General features: G+C 34.0%; 22 protein-coding genes and 1 pseudogene. 13 read left to right on the forward strand and 10 right to left on the reverse strand.

What is annotated here, in order from left to right; all coding sequences use genetic code 11:
* The first annotated feature begins 181 nt into the window (after window positions 1-181).
* Together greA and DFQ11_RS02330 are read left to right on the forward strand one after the other, a co-directional pair.
* The gene (gene greA, locus DFQ11_RS02325) at window positions 182-655 is read left to right on the forward strand and encodes a transcription elongation factor GreA (protein WP_110473997.1); all 474 of its coding nucleotides are present in this window, start codon (window positions 182-184) and stop codon (window positions 653-655) included.
* Between the two features lie 189 nt (window positions 656-844).
* The gene (locus tag DFQ11_RS02330) at window positions 845-1,234 is read left to right on the forward strand and encodes an HIT family protein (protein WP_110473998.1); all 390 of its coding nucleotides are present in this window, start codon (window positions 845-847) and stop codon (window positions 1,232-1,234) included.
* Here DFQ11_RS02330 and DFQ11_RS02335 read toward each other — a convergent pair.
* Both DFQ11_RS02335 and DFQ11_RS02340 read right to left on the reverse strand, forming a co-directional pair.
* Window positions 1,231-1,590, reverse strand: coding sequence for a hypothetical protein (locus DFQ11_RS02335; RefSeq protein ID WP_110473999.1), 360 nt, complete (start codon window positions 1,588-1,590; stop codon window positions 1,231-1,233). The genes DFQ11_RS02330 and DFQ11_RS02335 overlap by 4 nt on opposite strands.
* Before the next feature lie 196 nt (window positions 1,591-1,786).
* Window positions 1,787-2,938 (reverse strand): sensor histidine kinase, encoded by a 1,152-nt coding sequence (locus DFQ11_RS02340; protein ID WP_110474000.1) that lies wholly within the window; start codon window positions 2,936-2,938, stop codon window positions 1,787-1,789.
* 123 nt (window positions 2,939-3,061) lie between these two features.
* Here DFQ11_RS02340 and DFQ11_RS02345 point away from each other — a divergent pair, with 123 nt between their 5' ends.
* From DFQ11_RS02345 to aat, 3 genes are all read left to right on the forward strand, one after another.
* Complete coding sequence (locus tag DFQ11_RS02345) at window positions 3,062-3,931, forward strand: flavin reductase family protein (protein WP_110474001.1); 870 nt, start codon at window positions 3,062-3,064, stop codon at window positions 3,929-3,931.
* A 41-nt stretch (window positions 3,932-3,972) separates the two neighbouring features.
* Window positions 3,973-4,350 (forward strand): DUF3127 domain-containing protein, encoded by a 378-nt coding sequence (locus DFQ11_RS02350; RefSeq protein WP_110474002.1) that lies wholly within the window; start codon window positions 3,973-3,975, stop codon window positions 4,348-4,350.
* A 265-nt stretch (window positions 4,351-4,615) separates the two neighbouring features.
* Window positions 4,616-5,239 carry a leucyl/phenylalanyl-tRNA--protein transferase gene (aat, locus tag DFQ11_RS02355; protein WP_110474003.1) on the forward strand — a complete coding sequence of 208 codons (624 nt, stop codon included), beginning with the start codon at window positions 4,616-4,618 and terminating at the stop codon, window positions 5,237-5,239.
* Here aat and DFQ11_RS02360 read toward each other — a convergent pair.
* Window positions 5,236-5,799 carry a DNA-3-methyladenine glycosylase I gene (locus tag DFQ11_RS02360; RefSeq protein WP_110474004.1) on the reverse strand — a complete coding sequence of 188 codons (564 nt, stop codon included), beginning with the start codon at window positions 5,797-5,799 and terminating at the stop codon, window positions 5,236-5,238. The two genes, aat and DFQ11_RS02360, sit on opposite strands and share 4 nt — an antisense overlap.
* Window positions 5,800-5,878: 79 nt before the next feature.
* On the opposite strand from DFQ11_RS02360, the gene DFQ11_RS02365 reads away from it, so the two are divergent.
* A complete protein-coding gene (locus DFQ11_RS02365) occupies window positions 5,879-6,493 on the forward strand; it encodes a thioredoxin family protein (protein ID WP_110474005.1) in 615 nt (204 codons plus the stop codon).
* A gap of 19 nt (window positions 6,494-6,512) precedes the next feature.
* Here the strand turns inward: DFQ11_RS02365 and DFQ11_RS02370 are convergent, their stop codons facing one another.
* The 5 genes from DFQ11_RS02370 to DFQ11_RS02390 all read right to left on the reverse strand — a co-directional run bounded on the left by DFQ11_RS02370 (window position 6,513) and on the right by DFQ11_RS02390 (window position 10,189).
* Window positions 6,513-7,187: an energy transducer TonB gene (locus DFQ11_RS02370; protein ID WP_110474006.1), complete on the reverse strand. Its 675-nt coding sequence runs from the start codon at window positions 7,185-7,187 to the stop codon at window positions 6,513-6,515.
* Between the two features lie 151 nt (window positions 7,188-7,338).
* Window positions 7,339-8,061, reverse strand: a complete 723-nt coding sequence (gene truB, locus DFQ11_RS02375; RefSeq protein WP_110474007.1) for a tRNA pseudouridine(55) synthase TruB — start codon at window positions 8,059-8,061, stop codon at window positions 7,339-7,341.
* Entirely contained in the window at window positions 8,061-8,852 is a 792-nt protein-coding gene (locus DFQ11_RS02380) for an undecaprenyl-diphosphate phosphatase (protein WP_110474008.1), read from the reverse strand. The genes truB and DFQ11_RS02380 overlap by 1 nt, the downstream gene beginning before the upstream one ends.
* 51 nt (window positions 8,853-8,903) lie before the next feature.
* Window positions 8,904-9,227, reverse strand: a complete 324-nt coding sequence (locus tag DFQ11_RS02385) for a DUF3098 domain-containing protein (protein ID WP_110474009.1) — start codon at window positions 9,225-9,227, stop codon at window positions 8,904-8,906.
* Between the two features lie 83 nt (window positions 9,228-9,310).
* Window positions 9,311-10,189, reverse strand: coding sequence for a cell division protein FtsX (locus tag DFQ11_RS02390; protein WP_110474010.1), 879 nt, complete (start codon window positions 10,187-10,189; stop codon window positions 9,311-9,313).
* Between the two features lie 240 nt (window positions 10,190-10,429).
* Between DFQ11_RS02390 and DFQ11_RS02395 the strand changes: the two genes are divergently transcribed.
* The 5 genes and pseudogenes from DFQ11_RS02395 to DFQ11_RS02415 all read left to right on the forward strand — a co-directional run bounded on the left by DFQ11_RS02395 (window position 10,430) and on the right by DFQ11_RS02415 (window position 15,978).
* Window positions 10,430-10,987, forward strand: coding sequence for a porin family protein (locus DFQ11_RS02395; RefSeq protein ID WP_110474011.1), 558 nt, complete (start codon window positions 10,430-10,432; stop codon window positions 10,985-10,987).
* A 175-nt stretch (window positions 10,988-11,162) separates the two neighbouring features.
* Complete coding sequence (gene leuS / locus DFQ11_RS02400) at window positions 11,163-14,009, forward strand: leucine--tRNA ligase (RefSeq protein ID WP_110474012.1); 2,847 nt, start codon at window positions 11,163-11,165, stop codon at window positions 14,007-14,009.
* Entirely contained in the window at window positions 14,010-14,369 is a 360-nt protein-coding gene (locus DFQ11_RS02405) for a hypothetical protein (protein ID WP_110474013.1), read from the forward strand.
* Window positions 14,370-14,449: 80 nt separating this feature from the next.
* A complete protein-coding gene (locus DFQ11_RS02410) occupies window positions 14,450-15,145 on the forward strand; it encodes a zinc metallopeptidase (protein ID WP_110474014.1) in 696 nt (231 codons plus the stop codon).
* A gap of 117 nt (window positions 15,146-15,262) precedes the next feature.
* A pseudogene (locus tag DFQ11_RS02415) lies at window positions 15,263-15,978 on the forward strand (Bax inhibitor-1/YccA family protein).
* 64 nt (window positions 15,979-16,042) lie between these two features.
* On the opposite strand, the gene DFQ11_RS02420 reads toward DFQ11_RS02415, so the two are convergent.
* Window positions 16,043-17,587 (reverse strand): Rne/Rng family ribonuclease, encoded by a 1,545-nt coding sequence (locus DFQ11_RS02420; protein ID WP_110474015.1) that lies wholly within the window; start codon window positions 17,585-17,587, stop codon window positions 16,043-16,045.
* Window positions 17,588-17,893: 306 nt separating this feature from the next.
* Window positions 17,894-18,184, reverse strand: a complete 291-nt coding sequence (locus DFQ11_RS02425; protein ID WP_110474016.1) for an HU family DNA-binding protein — start codon at window positions 18,182-18,184, stop codon at window positions 17,894-17,896.
* Window positions 18,185-18,320: 136 nt separating this feature from the next.
* Between DFQ11_RS02425 and mutY the strand changes: the two genes are divergently transcribed.
* Complete coding sequence (gene mutY, locus DFQ11_RS02430; protein ID WP_110474017.1) at window positions 18,321-19,361, forward strand: A/G-specific adenine glycosylase; 1,041 nt, start codon at window positions 18,321-18,323, stop codon at window positions 19,359-19,361.
* Window positions 19,362-19,450: 89 nt separating this feature from the next.
* A complete protein-coding gene (locus DFQ11_RS02435; protein WP_110474018.1) occupies window positions 19,451-19,906 on the forward strand; it encodes a single-stranded DNA-binding protein in 456 nt (151 codons plus the stop codon).
* The last annotated feature ends 20 nt before the right edge of the window (window positions 19,907-19,926 follow it).

Raw genomic sequence — 19,926 nt, forward strand, 5'->3', positions numbered from 1 at the left:
TGTAAGGTAATCTCGTCAGCGCGAGATTTTTTTTATGCTAATATTATAATTATAAAATAAACGACTTTTAAATAGTAAAAATATCTTACAGTTTTTTTTGAGCCTGTCTGTTCTTCAGACAGGCTCAAAAATAATAAAGAGTTTACTGTTTGGTTTTCGTTATTTCTAAAACGATTAAATTATGAGTAAAGTATCTTATTACACAGCTGAAGGTTTAAAAAAATTAAGAGAAGAATTAAACCATCTTAAAGATGTGGAGCGCCCTAAGGCATCGCAAGCAATTGCTGAAGCTAGAGACAAAGGTGATTTAAGTGAAAATGCAGAATACGATGCTGCAAAAGAAGCACAAGGTATGTTAGAGTTGAAAATTTCTAAAATGGAAGAAACTTTAGCTAACGCAAGAGTTATAGACGAGTCACAATTAGACTTGACTAAGGTTCTTGCCTTGTCGAAAGTAAAAATCAAAAACCAAGTAAATGGTATGGAAATGTGCTATACTTTGGTTGCAGAAAGCGAAGCCGATTTAGCTGCTGGAAAAATCTCAGTAAACTCTCCAATTGGAAAAGGTTTATTAGGTAAATCTGTAGGTGATACTGCAGAAATACAAGTACCTAGTGGAATTGTAAAATTTGATATTTTAGAAATTTCAAGATAAGCAGCTACCTACTTTAGCGGTAAACTTATAGTTAAATCATAAAAAGATTCCTTATTAAAGGAATCTTTTTATATTTATATAATAACTTTAATAACGTTTATAATCATTATAAGTCTAATTTAGAGTCCCTTGTTTTAAAAGGTCGATTTAGTCGAATGATGAAATTTATAAATTTATTCCAATTTAATTATGGCAACGCTTTTTACTAAAATAATTTCAGGAGAAATCCCTTCATATAAAGTCGCAGAAACCGAAGAGTTTTTTGCTTTTTTAGATATCAACCCAAACTCTAAGGGTCATACACTCTGTATTCCAAAAAAAGAAGTCGATAAAATTTTTGATTTGGATGAAGCCACCTATATGGGCCTAATGAAGTTCTCACGACGTGTAGCTTTAGCCATTGAAAAAGCGATTCCTTGTGAGCGCGTTGGTATGTCCGTTATTGGATTGGAAGTGCCTCACGTTCACGTCCACTTAATTCCACTTCACACTATGGAAGATGCGCGTTTTACGAGTAAACAAAAATTAGAAAAAGAAGAGTTTGAAGCTATAGCCAATAAAATTGCCTCACACTTTTAATTTACAGATATTATTCCTGTAGTGAATAAGATAATTGCGATTAAAAGAACAACTCCTAAGGTTATTAAAATCCATGAGATGGGTTTTAATTTAATAGACTTGGGTTTTGTTTTTAATGCTCTTTTATGATAATCTACTACGCGATCTATATCATCATCCCAACGAATTGGAAAAATCTCTACTTCGCATTTAAGACAATATAAATTACACACCGTATCTTCAGTAATGGCTTTAAAAAGTTTAGTCTCTTTAAGTTTTTGTTTAAACGTGAGCTCTAAGCCATCATTAGAATAGCATTCTGGGCAGTTATTACTTAACCTGGCTTCTTTTAAAGTGAAATATTTAGACGAACTCATGGTCAAATTTAAACTAAATTTTCAATATTAAAATTTAAATACGATTTGGATATTAACTTAGTTTTTCATGTTGGCAGTCGGAATGCACATTATGATTGAAGAATCTTAAGACATATAAAATTTAATCAATTTATATCTTAAATAAACATAGAGATTCTTCGCATTATACTCTGAATGAACAGGACTTAAAAACAACCTATACCTGCTTCAACATAATCTGAATGGTTGTTCCTTTGTTTTTTTCAGAAGTCAAAACTTTAATTTTGCCATCGTGGTAGTCTTCAATAATACGTTTGGCCAATGATAAACCCAATCCCCATCCTCGCTTCTTAGTGGTATAACCTGGCTCAAAAATTTTATTAAAAGACGATTTTGAAATGCCTTTTCCTGTATCTGTAATATTGATGAACACTTGATTTTCGAGTTGAGTGAGTTCTAATGTCAATTCACCTTTCCCTCTCATGGCATCTATTGCATTTTTCACAAGATTCTCAATGGTCCAACCAAAGAGCTGCTCATTCAAATTAACCCATATTTCACGGTCAGGAGTGACAATTTCGAAATTAATTAGCTTCGATGATCTCGATTTCAAGTACTCATAAGATGACTTGGTCACTTCAACAATATCCAAGTTTTGAAGTGTCGGTGCAGATCCAATTTTACTGAAACGTTCTGTAATAGTTTGAAGTCTATCAATATCTTTTTCTATTTCAACAATATAATCTGGATTAACCTGTTCTGTTTTCAAAATTTCTGCCCAACCCACTAATGATGATAATGGCGTTCCAATTTGGTGAGCAGTTTCCTTGGCCATTCCTGTCCATAGTTTATTTTGTTCGGCGATTTTAGAACTTCGATAAAAGAAATACACTACGGCTCCAAACAGCACTATAATCAATAATAAAGCTAAAGGGTAATATTTCAACTTGTTTAACAAAGCCGAATTTCCATAATATAATGTCGATAACACCTTGCCTTCATATCGAATTTCAATTGGTTCATTTTCACTTTTAAATTTCTCAATCAATTTTAGCAGGTAGAGAGAATCTTTAGCCTTTTCTTCATTGATATTATTATATTCCATACTACCATCATTACTAACCGTAATCATTGGTGTCGTTGTATTACTTGTAATAATTTCAAAAGGTAATTCTCCTAAATCAGCATCGAGATCAGTGGTTTTACTCAATTCCTTTTGAGCGAAAGACCAGTTTTTCATTTTTGAACGTTCTTCAGCTTTAAAGTTTTGAAAAAACGAATACGTATTCCAGAGAATCAGAGAAATAATTATGAATGAAGAGACAATTATAATCCAACGGATTACGTTTTGGTTGAAGCTAATAGTCATTGAATTATTTAGTTGCAATTTTAAATATAATGTAAATATGTTGAAAATATTGCGTCAATACGGAACTAAATACTTTCAATCATAGTCTAATATAATTATCTTTGCTATAAATCAACAGATTACATGGCATCATTCAATCCTAAAGACCTTTCAACCGGCGTTTTACACGCTTATTTATTAAGTGCAATTGCACCAAGACCAATCGCTTTTGCAAGTACTATTGATAAGGATGGTAATCCTAACTTATCGCCGTTCAGTTTTTTTAATATGTTTAGTGCTAACCCACCGATATTAATTTTTTCTCCGGCGAGAAGAGTTAGAGATAATACCACAAAACATACTTTAGCAAATGTTGAAGCCATGAAAGAAGTGGTGATTAACGTGGTGAATTACGATATGGTTCATCAAGCATCTTTAACAAGTACAGAATATCCTGAAGGCGTAAATGAATTTGAAAAAGCAGGCTTAACGATGTTAGCTTCAGACCTAGTAAAACCGTTTAGAGTAGCTGAATCTCCTGTTCAAATTGAATGTAAAGTCAATGAAATAGTTCATTTAGGAACTGAAGGAGGTGCTGGAAATTTAGTAATATGTGAAGTTGTAAAACTTCATATTTCTGATGACGTTTTAAACGAAGACCAAACCGTCAATCAAGAAGCCTTAGACTTAGTGGCAAGAGCTGGTGGCAGCTATTACAGTAGAGCTAAAACTGGTTTTTTTGAGATTCCTAAACCATTAAGAAGTATGGGAATTGGTGTAGATAGCATGCCTGATCATGTGAAAAATAGCATGATTTTAACAGGAAACAATCTTGGGATGTTAGGTAATGTTGATAAATTGCCAAATAAAGAGGATGTTAATAAGTTTATTGATGACATCAGTGAGCGCTATCCCGACATCAGGACGGCATCTCACAGAGAAAAGCATAAATTGGCTCAAAATTATTTGAGCTATGGAGACGTAGAAAGTGCTTGGAAGTTATTACTTTCGTAGCCTGAAAATAAAGTATTATATAAATTATAGATTAAGCAAAAATGGAAGTACAAGGAAGAATTAAAATGTTAGGAGAGACTCAAACCTTTGGAAGCAATGGATTTAGAAAAAGAGAGGTTGTAGTTACGACGGAAGAACAGTACCCACAACATATTATGGTGGAATTTGTTCAAGATAAAACTGATTTATTAAACAGTTACCAAGTTGGACAGCAGGTTAAAATTAATATCAATTTAAGAGGAAGAGAATGGGTTAACCCACAAGGTGAAACAAAATACTTCAACTCTATCCAAGGTTGGAGAATTGAAGCCGTACAATCTGAAGCACCAAGTGGAAATATGCCTCCTGTTCCACCAACAGAAGCTTTTGAGCCAGTTAATGATATTAACGATGGTGACAACGACGATTTACCGTTCTAATTAGAAGAACATAAAATCATATAAAAAGACTTGTTTTTATTTAAAGCAAGTCTTTTTTCTGTTTATACCTTTACTATAAATTTGTTGAAAACACATAAGTCTCAATGGATGGGTTTAGATTCCTAGTTGATGAGACAAAACCTAGTATGATAAATCACGAATAGAAATCTACAAGGTATTTTTAACTCAAAGTCACTATCCAAAATTACGAACCCTATTTAGTCAAGATATTTTATAAATTCGTCATTGATATAATTTGAAACCCATGCATTTCTTAAGTCATAAAATTGAATTTCCTGATATTTCTGAAGCATCGGCAGATGGCCTTTTAGCCATTGGAGGTGATTTATCTCCAGAGCGAATTCTACATGGATATACAAAAGGAATATTTCCGTGGTATCAAGATGAAGAACCTATTCTATGGTGGTCTCCAGATCCACGCTTCGTCTTATTTCCTGAAGATCTTAAAGTGTCGAAGAGCATGAAACAGATATTAAGAAAGGGGCTTTTTGAAGTTACAGAAAATAAAGACTTCAAAGCAGTGATTGAAAATTGTGCTGAAGTCAAACGCGAAGGCCAACAAGGAACTTGGATTACAGACGAAATGATTGAGGCTTATCTCAAATTACATGACATGGGCTTTGCTAAATCAGTTGAAGTTTGGCAAAATGATAAATTAGTAGGTGGCTTATACGGCATTTCATTTAACGATTCTCTTTTTTGTGGTGAAAGCATGTTTGCCAAAGTAAGTAATGCCAGCAAAGTTGGTTTTATAAGCTTTGTTCAAAACTCTAATTATAAATTAATCGACTGTCAATTACACACTAGACATCTTGAAAGTTTAGGTGCGAAAAGTATGCCTCGTTCAGAATTTCAAAACTATCTTTAAACCTCGTTATATCTAAAGCAAGACACTATATGATCGTTTACCATTCCTGTTGCTTGCATATGCGCATAAATTACAGTTGAACCTACGAATTTAAATCCTCGTTTTTTTAAGTCCTTACTAATCCTGTCACTCAAAGGCGTATTTGCAGGCGCATCTTTATGATTCTTCAGCTTATTTACAATAGGTTTACCATCAACAAAACCCCAAATATATTTAGAACACGATCCAAATTCATCTTGAATTTTCATGAAAGCCTGGGCATTACTAATCGTTGCCTTGACTTTGAGTTTATTTCGAATTATTCCAGCGTCTTGTAACAAGTCTTCAACTTTAGAGTCATCGTATTTGGCTATTTTCCTATAATCGAAATTATCAAAAGCTTTTCTGAAGTTTTCCCGTTTTCTCAAGATAGTTATCCAACTTAAACCCGCTTGAAAAGTTTCAAGAATTAAGAATTCAAATAAAGTGTCATCATCATAAACAGGAACTCCCCATTCTTCGTCGTGATAAGCTTCATACAAAGGATCACCAACACACCAACCACATCTATTTTTTTCCATTATGTAAGGTTTATTCTTTAGTCCTACTAATGTAACAACAGTTACCAAATAATTAGCAATAGAATCTTATTTTTGTACTATGAACACAGATACACTTACAGTAAACGATATTATTTCAGCAAGTTTAAAAAACAGTATGACTTATGCTGAATATAGAACTTTAGTCACCACCTTAGTTCAAGAAAAATCAACAACAGGTAACGACAAATCAGAGGCTATGGCCGAATATACCCAGCTTAATGATAAACGTATGCAACGTTGGGATAAAACCGCTAAAGTGTCTGAGGCAATGAAAGCCAAAATTGAAAACTTTGATAGAAAAGTAATATGGTTGGTCATTTCAGAGAGTTGGTGTGGTGATGCAGCGCATATTATGCCAATTATCAACAAAGTCGCCGAGCTTAATGACAATATCGATTATAGAGTTGTATTAAGAGACAATAACGAGGCGCTTATGAATCAGTTTTTAACCAATGGCGGAAAATCTATTCCAAAGTTAATCATGATTGATTCTGAAACTAATGAGGTTTTAAACACCTTTGGGCCAAGACCACAGGTTGCTACGGCGATGGTTGAAGAATTTAAAGCGAATAATGACACGATAACCGAAGAATTCAAAACCGATTTACAACGTTGGTACAATACCGATAAAGGTCAGTCTACGATTGAAGATTTAGTTAGTCTTCTAAGCTAATGACCTATTTAGAGTCGAATTAATTTTTGCCTTTAAATAAAAACGTAATGGTGCCTAATTGATTTTTTTTTGTGGATGTATCAAATCGAACAGATTTAGCATAAGCAATCGCATGATCAATTAGGCATTGATTTTTGGAGTTCGACGAGCCATTAATAGAAGCATCAAATACATCGCCATCTTCGTCAACTTTGATACTCACAACGATTTTTCCACCTGTTTCACATAAATAGCGCGGCGTTTTATAAGACGTTAAAGTTCTTCCTTTTAAAGAATAGCTTAGTGTACTTTTTGTTTTAGCGTGCTCAGCCGCTTGTTTCTTGTTTTCAAGACGCTTTTTAAGCTCCTCTTGTACTTTTTTGTAGGATTCCAACTCCTGGGAGTTTAAGGCGTATGCGTCGCTATTAGCGCGCGACTCATTGAGGCTTGTTTTTTCAACAATCTCTTCACTAGCTTCATTTTCTTCGACTTCATTTGTAGGGCGCTCAACATCTTCCGATTGTACGGTTTTGAAATTCCGCATTAATTCTTCAAAAGCTTCATCTTCATTGAAAGCTTTGTTTGTTGATTTTGCATTAATGTCTTCTAATTCTTGAAGTTCTTTCTCTTTTTCCTCTATTTCAGGTTCAGGTTCAATTAGATAATAACTTTCTGTAATTAAATCCTTGTGAGGTTTAAGCTGGATACTAAACATAGCAAGGACTACAATTCCTGTAAGAAGGAACGTAATAACTACGGCTTTATGTTGTTCAATAAATTTCAGAATTTATGTTCTTATTCGTGTATAGTGATATACGAATATAAGAAAGAAATGGATTAACAAGACATCATAAACCCTTGTTAAATCAATCTTTAGAAGGCAGACTCTCAATAAATACCTCAGGAGTTAAAGCATCCTCAACTTTAAAATCGCCTATTCGTGTTCGTCGTAAAACGGATAGATGTGCACCTGAATTTAATGCTTTTCCAAAATCGTGAGCTAGGGATCTTATATAGGTTCCTTTGCTACAAACCACCCTAAATTCTAATTCTATATGAGCTGAGCTACTCTCAGTTGAAGAATTTATTTTCGTGATCTCGAATTCAGTTATTTCAACTTGTCTCGATTTAATTTCAACATCCTCCCCTGCTCTTGCAAATTCATACAAACGCTTGCCATCTTTTTTTATAGCAGAAAACACTGGAGGAAATTGTTCAATCTTACCAATAAATTGTTCTGTAGTTTTATGAATTAATTCGTCTGTAATATGTTCGGTTGGAAAGGATTGATCAACCTCGGTTTCTAAATCGAAAGAAGGTGTTGTACCACCAATAACAAAGGTTCCTGTGTATTCTTTTTCTTGACCTTGAAAGGTATTGATTTGCTTGGTCATCTTTCCTGTACATATCACTAATAACCCCGTCGCTAAAGGATCTAAAGTACCGGCATGTCCGACTTTAATTTTCTTGATGCCATAAGCTTGTCGTATTGCCCAACGCAACTTATTCACAACTTGAAATGACGTCCAGGTTAATGGCTTATCTATTAGTAATACTTGTCCGGATTTAAAATCTTCTTCTGTCCTCATTAGCTTAAAGACCAGATTATCGCTGCGATACCAACAATTACACAATAGATAGCAAAATACGTTAATTTACTTTTCTTTACTAAAGCAATCATCCAAGTACAAGCAAATAGTCCTGAAATAAAAGCGGCTATAAACCCAATACCTAAAGCCGGGAAACTTGCACTATCATAAGTTAATTCACCACCTAAGATATCCTTTGCGATTTTTCCAAAAATAAGAGGCACCACCATTAAGAAGGAAAAACGTGCTGCTTTAGTTTTATCGTTACCTAATAAAACTGATGTTGAAATTGTTGCACCAGATCTAGAAATTCCCGGTAACATTGCAATAGCTTGTGATATACCAATAATAAAGGCATTTGAAAAAGTCACTTTCTTTTGTGTATCCTTTGCCTTATCTGCTAAGAAAAGTAAAATTGCAGTAACGATAAGCATACAACCTACAAGGAGAATATTACTACCAAAAAGTTGCTCTAATTCTTTTTCAAAAAATAAGCCAACTATTACGGCTGGAATCATAGATAAAGCAATCTTAGCAATGAATTGAAGGTCTTCATTCCATTCAAATTTTAAAGCTCCTTTTATCAGTTCAATAATATCTTTTCTAAAAACAACCATGGTACTTAATGCTGTCGCAAAGTGAAGTACTACGGTAAACAATAGACTTTCCTGAGGTAAAGACGTATCACCAAGAATCGCTTTTCCAAGCTCTAAGTGACCACTAGAAGAAACAGGTAAGAACTCCGTAAGCCCTTGAATAATTCCTAAAATAATAGCATCAATAATTTCCATAGGGCAATAGTATCAATTTTAAGTATAGGTAAGTTGTAAATTAAAAGTGGGTTATTTTTCGGAAGATTTATTCGGATTTAAAAGAATGGCATAGACTTCAATACCAAAACCAATAAGTACTAAAGTTGGCGCTAATCTTATCCTTGTCCAGCTGTAAATGGATGGATCAAAGTAGTTAGGATCTTCATGCGAACCTGCATACGTAAAATCTAAACCATAGGCCATAATGATAAACCCAACAACAATAAATGCTAATCCAATAAATAAGAATTTATAATTTTTCTTACCGAAAATAAATTCAGGTTTTGAATCTTTATGAAGAGTCACATTCTTATTCTGATTTGGTTCTTTTTTCCTGGATTTTAAGTCTTTCATGGTCTTTTCAACTAAGATTGAATAATATGCAAAGTAACTGTTTTATTTACAATGGATGCGTTAAGGGTTTGTGAATTTCAAACCTAATAATACAAGTGATCTGTCTTCAGATTTAAGAAACGCTGAGTCGCTATAAAGGTACTAATCCATGTAATTAAAATTCCTAACAAAAATATTCCAGCAAATAAAGCAGCGATTAAAACAGTGTTCGTCAGCAACTCTAATTCTGGAAAGGAGATGTCTAAATAATATAATACTACTGCCATTCCTGCCATAGCTACAAGTGCACCCACAATTCCCAACTGTACACTTTTCCAAACAAAAGGTCTACGAATAAATCGTTTTGTAGCACCAACCATTTGCATTGTTTTTATAATAAAGCGCTTAGAATATACGGCTAATCGGATAGAACTATTAATAAGTAAAACAGCGATCAAAGTAAACAGGCCGCTAATAATCAATACCCAAAACGTAATTTTCTTAACATTATCATTCATTAATTCTACTAAGTCATTATCATATCTAATCTCTTCAATAAAGGTTTTATTAGAAAGACTTTCGGTGATTTCTGATAATTGCTCTGTTGTTACAAAATCGGCTTTGAGATGCACATCAATTGAATTCTTTAATGGGTTATACCCAACAAAATCCATAAAATCTTCACCTGTTTCAGCCTTCATGTATTCTGCTGCTTCTTCTTTAGACACATAAACTGCATCTTTAGTATAATCGGCCATAGCCAAACTCTTATTGAGTTGGTTGACTTCAACTTCTTTCGCTGTATCGTTTAAATAAATAGTCATTACAACTTGCTCTTTAAAGTGATCTGCGACTTTTTTAGAATTGATGACTAAAAGTCCTAAACAACCTAAAAGAAACAAAACCAAAGCGATGCTTATTACTACAGAGACGTAAGATGATATTAGTTTACGTTTTTGGTATTTATCAAAAGATGATGCCATGAATTACTACTAATTTATGATGTAAAAATATAAAACTATTTGCTTATGCTAACTATTAGAACGACTAACTTTTAATAGTGTTGTAAATGCATGAAAAAACCTATTAAATAGACATGTCTATTATAAATGTATACATCAGTCCGCTACAATTTGGAATAAGAATTTTCTCTAATTAATTTTTACGATGGCATACTTCTTGAAGAGAATCTATCCAATCAATTAACAATTAAATCAATTATTATGAAAAAATTATGTTTTGCAATCTTATTTGCAACTGTTGGATTAATGCAACAAACTAATGCTCAAGAAGTACAATTTGGTGCTAAGGCAGGACTCAATGTCTCTACTTTTTCTGGAGGAGATGCAGATAGAAATAGTCTCATTGGTTTCCACGCGGGATTCATTTCCGAGATCCCTTTAAGTGAAAAATTTTCTCTTCAACCTGAACTCTTATATACAACTCAAGGGTCTGAAGCCAATGGTAATGTAAAAGTAAAAGTCGATTATATAGCACTTCCAATAATGGCAAAATATTATTTGGCTGATGGATTTAGTCTTGAAGTTGGACCTCAATTCTCTTTTTTAGTCAATGATAAAATTGAATTTGAAGATAGTATTTTACCAGAATTTGATACTGACGCAGCAAATATAGATGTCGGAGCGAATATAGGACTTGGCTACAACCTTGGAGATAATATGCTGGTTCAAGCGCGATATAATTTTGGAATCACAACAGTAGCGGAAAATCCCGACGTTAAGAATAGTGTCTTTCAGGTTTCTTTAGGATATAAATTCTAGATTTCTGTAACAAGAATTTACCAAAGCATCTTGCCAAACGCAAGGTGCTTTTTGTTTTATAAGACCTCTTAACAATTAAATAGGCAGTTTAGTAGGTTATTGTTAAATTTGCGCCTTATTTGAGTCTGCAGAAAGTAGACTATAGCTGGCAATAATTTGAAAAAACAAAATTGATATGAAATACGATTTCAATCAAATTGAAAAAAAGTGGCAAGACCATTGGGCAAAAAACGAAACGTTTAAAGCCGAAAACAAAAGTGATAAACCAAAATATTACGTCTTAGACATGTTCCCTTATCCAAGTGGAGCTGGTCTTCACGTTGGACATCCACTAGGCTACATTGCCAGCGATATCTATGCGCGTTACAAGCGCCATAAAGGATTTAACGTATTACATCCACAAGGTTATGATAGCTTTGGTTTACCTGCAGAACAATATGCTATTCAAACCGGTCAGCATCCCGCTGTCACCACAGAAGAAAATATTAAAACTTACAGAAGACAATTAGATCAAATTGGATTTTCTTTCGATTGGAGTCGCGAAGTAAGAACATCGGATCCAAATTATTACAAGTGGACACAGTGGATTTTTATTCAGCTGTTCGAATCTTGGTATAATAATGATTCGAATAAAGCGGAGCATATTGAGACTCTAGTTAGAACTTTTGCTTCTGAAGGAAATTCAAATATCAACGCCATTTGCGATGATAATATTGAAATCTTTTCAGCTGAAGCATGGAATAATTATTCATCTGAAGAACAACAAGAAATACTGTTAAAATATAGACTTACGTATTTAGCCGAAACAGAAGTTAACTGGTGTCCAGCATTAGGAACCGTTTTAGCTAATGACGAGATTGTAAATGGCGTTTCAGAACGTGGAGGTCATACCGTTGTTAGAAAGAAAATGACACAATGGAGCATGCGTATTTCGGCTTACGCTGAGCGTTTACTACAAGGCTTAGATACTGTAGATTGGACAGACTCTTTAAAAGAAAGTCAAAGAAATTGGATTGGAAAATCTGTTGGTGCTTCAGTTACTTTTAATGTTATCCCAGCAACGACTAGCGATGAGGAGTCTCATAAAATTGACGTTTTCACTACAAGACCTGACACTATTTTTGGTGTAAGTTTTATGACCTTGGCTCCAGAACATGAACTCGTTTCAAAAATCACAACTTCAGAACAAAAAGCAGAGGTTGAAGCCTATATTGAAAAAACAGCAAAGCGTAGCGAACGTGATAGAATGGCTGATGTAAAAACCATTTCTGGTGTGTTTACTGGCGCTTATGCCGAGCATCCATTTTCTAAAGAACCAATTCCAATTTGGATTGGTGATTACGTATTGGCTAGCTACGGAACAGGTGCTGTCATGGCAGTTCCTTGTGGTGATCAGCGTGATTATGATTTCGCAAAACACTTCAATATTGACATCCCAAATATATTCGACAATGTAGATATTTCAGAAGAAGCTTATGCTTCAAAAGACAATGTAAAAATTGCTAATAGTGATTTCCTTGATGGAATGAACCTGAAAAAAGCTACTAAACGTGTTATTTTCGAATTAGAAAAATTAGGCCAAGGGCTTGGGAAAACAAATTATCGCCTACGTGACGCTGTATTCTCAAGACAACGTTATTGGGGAGAACCATTCCCTGTATATTATGTAAATGGAATGCCTCAAATGATAGACGCAGAACATTTACCTATTCACTTACCTGAAGTTGAAAAATACCTACCAACAGAAGAAGGTGAGCCGCCTTTAGGACGTGCCGACGTTTGGGCTTGGTGTACAGAAACTAATTCAGTTGTAAGCAACGATAAAATTAATAATACCACTATTCATCCTTTGGAACTGAATACTATGCCAGGTTGGGCAGGAAGCTCATGGTATTTCTTCCGATATATGGAGGAAGCTTCAAACAGAGATGACTTTTTTGCTAGCGAAGAAGCACTCAACTATTGGGAAAATGTAGATTTATATATTGGTGGTAGCGAGCATGCTACAGGTCACCTACTCTACTCTCGTTTTTGGGTAAAATTCTTAAAAGATAGAGGTTTCGTTAATGTTGAAGAACCTTTTAAAAAGCTAATTAACCAAGGAATGATTTTGGGGACAAGTGCTTTTGTATATCGAGAAGAGGGAACAAATACTTATCTGTCTGAAGGCTTAATCAAAGACAAAAACGTAGTACCAATCCATGTTAAAGTACAGTATGTAAATGCCTCTGATGAATTGGATATTGAGGGCTTAAAGAATGATGGTGAGTTTGGAGAGGAATTTAAAAATGCTGAATTTATCTTAGAAGACGGTGTTTATAAAGTAGGTCGTGAAGTTGAAAAAATGTCTAAATCTAAATACAATGTGGTTAATCCGGATAGTATTTGTGAAGATTACGGCGCAGATAGTCTAAGACTTTATGAAATGTTCTTAGGGCCATTAGAACAATACAAACCATGGAAAACTTCAGGAATTTCAGGAGTTCACGGATTTCTTAAAAAGCTTTGGAAACTTTATGTAGATGATAATGGTTTGAAAGTTGATAATAGTGAACCGTCAAAGGACAGTTTAAAAACCTTACATAAAACCATAAAGAAAGTGGAAGAAGACATTGAGAGTTTCTCTTTCAATACGTCGGTGTCTACCTTTATGATTGCTGTAAACGAACTCACATCTCAGAAGTGCGCGAGTAAAGAAATTTTAGAACCATTATTGATTTTAATTTCTCCATATGCCCCACATATTGCTGAAGAATTATGGTCTTTATTAGGAAATAACGAATCCATATCAACTGCGACTTTCCCAGTTTTTGAAGAAAAGCATTTAGTAGAAAGCAGCAAAACCTATCCTATTTCATTTAACGGTAAGATGCGTTTTACCTTAGAATTACCATTAGACATGTCTAAAGAAGATATTGAAAAAACCGTAATGGCTCATGAAAAAACCATAGCGCAGTTAGAAGGAAGAACTCCTAAAAAAGTGATTATTGTTCCTGGTAAAATTGTAAATATCGTAGGATAAATGAGGTTTCGGCTCAAAAGAAATGACCAAATTGGATTGATCCTATTTATTGCATTTGTAGCGAGCACGATTTTAATTTATGAATTTGAAGAAAAATTTGATCGGGAGAAATGGAAAAATCAGCCTTCATTTCGCTATGAAATGGTGGAAGACATTATTGATAATGAGTTACTGTTAGATAAAACAAAGACTGAGGTTATTTCACTTCTAGGCAAGCCTAATGATTCTTACTCGGATGGAAAGAATTATTTCGTTTATTATTTAGGTAGTAAACCAAGTTTTTCAAAAGAAGAACTTACGCAACTGGTTTTAGTTTTTGAAAATAATCGTGTCATTAAAGCTACTGAAGAACTTCGTTAGACTGACAATATTTCTTAACTAAAATTTGGCTTAGAATTTGATTATCTTGTAATAGATTTACATTACTAAAATTTAAAATTATGATTGGATATTATATATTAATTGGAGCTATTGCTCTTGTGAGTTGGTTGGTGAGTAGTCAGCTTAAAAGAAAGTTTGCGAAATATTCTAAAGTGCAATTGCGAAATGGACTTTCTGGTCGTGAAATCGCGGAAAAAATGCTAGCAGATAATGGTATCTATGACGTTGAAGTGATTTCTACTCCTGGAAAATTAACAGACCATTATAACCCAAAGAATAAAACAGTAAACTTAAGTGAATCAGTTTACAACCAAAGAAATGCGGCTGCGGCTGCTGTTGCGGCTCACGAATGTGGTCATGCTGTACAACATGCACAAGCCTACAGCGCACTAGGTATGCGTTCTGCCTTAGTTCCAATCGTTAGTGTGACTTCTGGAATGTCACAATGGTTAGTCATTGGTGGTTTAATTTTAGGCGCAGGAGCAGGTATGGGCTTAGGCTTTTACGTAGCTGTTGCAGGTTTAGTATTTATGGGCTTTGCAACATTATTTAGCTTCATCACCTTACCAGTAGAATACGATGCAAGTAATAGAGCCTTAGCCTGGTTAAAGAACAAAAATATGGTAACTCCTGAAGAATATAAAGGTTCTGAAGACGCACTTAAATGGGCCGCTCGAACTTATTTAGTAGCTGCAATCGGAGCTTTAGCTTCACTATTGTATTGGGCACTTCAGATATTTGGAGGTAGAGATTAGTCCTTAATATTAGGAATAGATCACCTATAATTTATATAAAAGCTCTGTTTATCAGAGCTTTTTTTTGTGGAATACAGCGAAAACTCTTACTTTGAGGGTTCTAAACTCAAATAGTATATGGAAAATCATTACCCAAATCAATTACCAGACAAAATTATGGTGAGTAGCTTGTCAGATGTTGAACGCGCTGCTTTTTACAAAAAGACGTACTCTCATGTAGCCGGTGGCGTACTTGTATTCGTATTATTCGAATACCTACTCCTTCAAAGTGAAACTATTGTAGAATTTATGCTCTCGATGACAGAAGGCTATAATGGTTGCTATTATTAGGTGGCTTTATGTTCGCTACAAATTATGCTGAGAGTATGGCAATGCGAACATCTGACAAGAATGTACAATATATGGCTTACGGACTTTATATATTGCTCCAAGCTTTAATTTTTGTACCTATGATATTCATTGCTGCATTTTATATGGATACGGGTATCGAAATTCTAAAACAAGCGGCCATAGTCACACTCGCCTTATTTACAGGGTTATCAGCAGCCGTATTACTCATCCAAAAAGACTTTTCTTTTCTAAAAACAGGATTAACTATAGGATTCTTTATCGCTATAGGTTTAATTATAGCAGGAACTCTATTTGGATTTAATTTAGGTCTCTGGTTTTCTGTTGGAATGTGTTTATTAGCTGGAGGATCTATTTTATATCAAACTTCTAACTTAGTTAAGACCTATGGGGTTGACGACTATATACCAGCTGCATTAGGTTTATTTGCCTCTTTAATGCTATTATTTTGGTATATACTTCGAATTTTCATGTCTAGAGATTAAGGAAGAAATTACTTAAAAAATAAAAAGCCCAATTGAAGTTTCAATTGGGCTTTTCTAATAGATATTATGTGATTTTGTTACCATCTTTATCGTAAAAATGGTATTCAAGATATGTGTAAGCATCTCTAGGTAAAACTTTTACCCATTTTTTGTGTTCAAGAAACCACTTTGAACGTACTGATGGAAACCCTTTGGTTAGAAAGGCTGCTACAAAAGGATGTGCATTTAATGTTACTTTTTTGTAGTCTTTTTTCAAAATCCTTTCAAGGTCTTGATTTATTCGTTCCACCACTTTTATTGGTGCTTCGATTTCATCTCCTCCAATTGAATTCGGATTCTGTTCTTTCGTTTTTATATTGCGTTCTGGCCTAACGCGCTGTCTGGTAATTTGCACTAACCCAAACTTACTCGGCGGCAATATTTTGTGTTTTGCTTTATCATCTTTCATCTCATCTCTAAGATAATTGTAAAGCTTTTTTCTGTTTTCGACTTTTCCCATGTCGATAAAATCGACAACAATAATTCCTCCCATATCACGTAATCGCAATTGGCGAGCAATTTCTTGGGCTGAAATTAAGTTTACTTCTAAAGCCGTGTCTTCTTGATTCTTTTCTTTATTAGAACGGTTACCACTGTTCACATCTACAACATGTAGCGCTTCAGTGTGTTCTATAACCAAGTAAGCTCCTTTTGCCATAGAGACTGTTCTACCAAATGATGTCTTAATCTGGCGTTCAATGCCATATTTTTCAAATATCGGTACACCATTTTTGTAGTACTTCACTATAGATTCTTTTTTTGGTGCAATTTGTTGCACATAATCTTTTACTTGTACATACATTTCTTCATCATCTACAACTATTCCGGTGAATGAATCATTAAAGATATCTCTCAAAATAGAGGATGCTTTGTTCATTTCTCCCAATACTTTTGTAGGATGATTTGCTTTGTACAACTTTTTACACATTGCTGTCCATCGATCCAGCAAATTCTGTAAATCACTATCGAGCTCGGCAACTTTCTTGCCTTCAGCTACTGTACGAATAATAACCCCAAACCCTTTAGGCGTGATACTTTTTACTAATCTTTTTAAACGGTCCTTCTCTTCTTGCGATTCAATTTTTTGAGAAATTGATATTCGATTAGAGAAAGGCACCAAGACTATGTATCTTCCTGCAATAGACAATTCTGAACTAATGCGTGGACCTTTAGTAGAAATCGGTTCTTTTACTACTTGTACTAGAATGGATTGATTTCCTTTGATAGCATTTGCGATGCTACCATTTTTGTCTAAATCCTTTTCGATAGGAAAGTCTTTAAGGGTGTAATCCCTTAATTTCCCTGTGCTTACACGCTTAATGAATTTTAAAAGTGAAGGCAATTGCGGTCCAAGATCATGATAGTGTAAAAAACCATCTTTCTCATAGCCAACGTTAACAAACGCGGCATTTAAACCAGGAATAACTTTACGTATTTTGGCAATAAATATATCGCCAACCGCAAAGTTGTTGTCCTCATCATCTTTATGTAATTCAATAAGTTTTCCATCTTTTAATAAGGCAAAATCAACAATATCTGAACTCGATCTTACGATTAATTCATTGTTCATAATGTTAATTTATATCTAGCTCTTCATTGAGTTAGATGGATTTTACTAAATTATTTGACACAGGATGTAATATCCAACAAATCTAGCAACACTCTATTAAATGCCGCTGAATTCTATATCAAAGAACGTTTCTTTAAAACTGAAAAAAGTAGTTCCAAAACTACTTTTTTCAATTTATTTCTTTTTATGACGATTAGCGCGTCTACGTTTTTTACGCTTATGCGTCGCTACCTTGTGTCTTTTTCTTTTTTTACCACTTGGCATAATATATTCTCCTTTTTAATTAATATTTGTTTAAATGCTTTCTTAGTTAACCTCAACATTAGTCTTAACGCCTTCTAAAAATACTTTAGCTGGCTTAAACGCTGGTATGTTGTGTGCTGGAATTTTTATTGTAGTATTCTTTGAAATATTACGACCTGTTTTTTCAGCCCTTGTTTTAATGATAAAACTACCAAAACCTCTTAAGTAAACGTTATCTCCGCTCTCTAAAGATGTTTTAACTTCTTCCATAAAGGTTTCTACTGTTGCTTGTACGTCACCTTTTTCAATACCTAACTTGTCAGATATTTTTGCTACCAAATCGGCTTTTGTCATTGTTATTAGTTTTAGGGTTACTATAAATTATTAAGGGGATGCAAATATATGCATTTTAAATTCAATATTTCAAACGTAATTAATTAAAATTTAAGACTATAAACATTTAATTTTGCCTTCTCATCAAAAAAATCAAATGGATTTTAAAGATACACTAATTATCTGGTATTCAGCAAATAAACGTGAATTACCTTGGAGAAAAACCAAAAACCCTTATCATATTTGGCTGTCAGAAATTATTTTACAGCAAACTCAAGTTAATCAAGGCCTACCATATTACGAGCGATTTATAGCTCAATATCCAACGGTTTTCGATTTAGCAAATGCCTCTGAAACCTCTATTCTAAAATTATGGCAAGGCTTAGGATATTACTCGAGAGCAAGAAACCTTCATACTAGCGCAAAACTAATAGTAAATGAATTTGACGGTGAGTTTCCGAACAACTATAAAGACCTCATAAAACTTAAAGGAGTTGGTGACTATACCGCTAGTGCCATTGCTTCATTTGCATTTAACGAAGTTGAAGCTGTTGTAGATGGAAATGTGTATCGCGTATTATCACGTTACTTCGGTATAGATACACCTATAAATACTACTGCAGGAATTAAAGAATTTAAATCCTTAGCGACTTCTTTAATAGATACCGAACAACCAGCTACATTCAACCAAGCTATTATGGAGTTTGGAGCTATTCAATGTAAACCGAAAAACCCCGATTGCTCTATATGTCCTTTACAGGATAGTTGTGTAGCACTTGAAAAACAATTAGTCGAGGTTCTTCCTGTAAAATTGAAAAAAACGAAAGTCACTAAAAAGCACTTCAACTATTTAGTATTTATAGATCCACATAAAAACACACTTTTCGAACAGCGCACCAAAAAAGGTATTTGGCAAAACCTATATCAATTTCCATTAGTTGAATCTGAGAGAAGTCTTAATGCCGAAGAATTCCACCTATTAAATATAGACAGTGAACTATTAGACATTTCTAACTTTGATCATTCCTTATATAATGAAGCAGATATTGTTCATAAATTATCGCACCAACACCTTTATACAAAATTTTGGATTATCGAAGTAGAAGAGCTACCAAAGGAGGCCATTCCTACTAAAACCTTAACAAACTACCCCGCACCTGTTTTGATAAGTGATTTTATAAATGAATTCCCGTTTTAGAACCTTAAAATAATCACATTTTTTTATTACTTTTAAATTAGTAGTTACACAATTGAGTAACTTTACAAATTATTTATAAATTATTTATTATGTCTGGAACGTTAAATAAAGTGATGTTAATTGGAAACTTAGGAGACGAAGTAAAAATGCATTATTTTGATGATAAAAACTGTGTTGGCCGTTTTCCAATAGCAACAAGTGAAACTTACGTAAGTAAGCAAACTAATGAGCGCGTAACTAACACTGAATGGCATAACATTGTGGTTAGAAATAAAGCCGCTGAAATTTGTGAAAAATACCTAACTAAAGGTGACAAGGTCTATATTGAAGGCCGTATTAAAACTAGAAAATGGACAGATGACAAAGGCATGGAGCGCTATTCTACGGAAATTCAATGTGATGAATTTACGTTTTTAACTCCTAAAGGTGACCAACAACAGTCGCAACAGCCGAAAAAAACCAATACACCAAATGCTAATCCTCAACCACAACAATCTGCACCTACTAACGTAGAACCAGACGGTGATGATGATTTGCCATTCTAACCATTTAATATAACATTATC

The organism is Winogradskyella epiphytica (assembly GCF_003217215.1).
Classification (GTDB): Bacteria; Bacteroidota; Bacteroidia; order Flavobacteriales; family Flavobacteriaceae; genus Winogradskyella; species Winogradskyella epiphytica.

Coding starts and splice junctions, on each gene's coding strand:
- aat (WP_110474003.1), top strand. CDS start 4,616: ATGCATTTCTTAAGTCATAAAATTGAATTTCCTGATATTTCTGAAGCA.
- DFQ11_RS02360 (WP_110474004.1), bottom strand. CDS start 5,799: ATGGAAAAAAATAGATGTGGTTGGTGTGTTGGTGATCCTTTGTATGAA.
- DFQ11_RS02330 (WP_110473998.1), top strand. CDS start 845: ATGGCAACGCTTTTTACTAAAATAATTTCAGGAGAAATCCCTTCATAT.
- DFQ11_RS02380 (WP_110474008.1), bottom strand. CDS start 8,852: ATGGAAATTATTGATGCTATTATTTTAGGAATTATTCAAGGGCTTACG.
- DFQ11_RS02385 (WP_110474009.1), bottom strand. CDS start 9,227: ATGAAAGACTTAAAATCCAGGAAAAAAGAACCAAATCAGAATAAGAAT.
- DFQ11_RS02405 (WP_110474013.1), top strand. CDS start 14,010: ATGAGGTTTCGGCTCAAAAGAAATGACCAAATTGGATTGATCCTATTT.
- DFQ11_RS02340 (WP_110474000.1), bottom strand. CDS start 2,938: ATGACTATTAGCTTCAACCAAAACGTAATCCGTTGGATTATAATTGTC.
- mutY (WP_110474017.1), top strand. CDS start 18,321: ATGGATTTTAAAGATACACTAATTATCTGGTATTCAGCAAATAAACGT.
- truB (WP_110474007.1), bottom strand. CDS start 8,061: ATGAGGACAGAAGAAGATTTTAAATCCGGACAAGTATTACTAATAGAT.
- DFQ11_RS02365 (WP_110474005.1), top strand. CDS start 5,879: ATGAACACAGATACACTTACAGTAAACGATATTATTTCAGCAAGTTTA.
- DFQ11_RS02370 (WP_110474006.1), bottom strand. CDS start 7,187: ATGTTTAGTATCCAGCTTAAACCTCACAAGGATTTAATTACAGAAAGT.
- greA (WP_110473997.1), top strand. CDS start 182: ATGAGTAAAGTATCTTATTACACAGCTGAAGGTTTAAAAAAATTAAGA.
- DFQ11_RS02425 (WP_110474016.1), bottom strand. CDS start 18,184: ATGACAAAAGCCGATTTGGTAGCAAAAATATCTGACAAGTTAGGTATT.
- leuS (WP_110474012.1), top strand. CDS start 11,163: ATGAAATACGATTTCAATCAAATTGAAAAAAAGTGGCAAGACCATTGG.
- DFQ11_RS02410 (WP_110474014.1), top strand. CDS start 14,450: ATGATTGGATATTATATATTAATTGGAGCTATTGCTCTTGTGAGTTGG.
- DFQ11_RS02335 (WP_110473999.1), bottom strand. CDS start 1,590: ATGAGTTCGTCTAAATATTTCACTTTAAAAGAAGCCAGGTTAAGTAAT.
- DFQ11_RS02390 (WP_110474010.1), bottom strand. CDS start 10,189: ATGGCATCATCTTTTGATAAATACCAAAAACGTAAACTAATATCATCT.
- DFQ11_RS02395 (WP_110474011.1), top strand. CDS start 10,430: ATGAAAAAATTATGTTTTGCAATCTTATTTGCAACTGTTGGATTAATG.
- DFQ11_RS02435 (WP_110474018.1), top strand. CDS start 19,451: ATGTCTGGAACGTTAAATAAAGTGATGTTAATTGGAAACTTAGGAGAC.
- DFQ11_RS02345 (WP_110474001.1), top strand. CDS start 3,062: ATGGCATCATTCAATCCTAAAGACCTTTCAACCGGCGTTTTACACGCT.
- DFQ11_RS02350 (WP_110474002.1), top strand. CDS start 3,973: ATGGAAGTACAAGGAAGAATTAAAATGTTAGGAGAGACTCAAACCTTT.
- DFQ11_RS02420 (WP_110474015.1), bottom strand. CDS start 17,587: ATGAACAATGAATTAATCGTAAGATCGAGTTCAGATATTGTTGATTTT.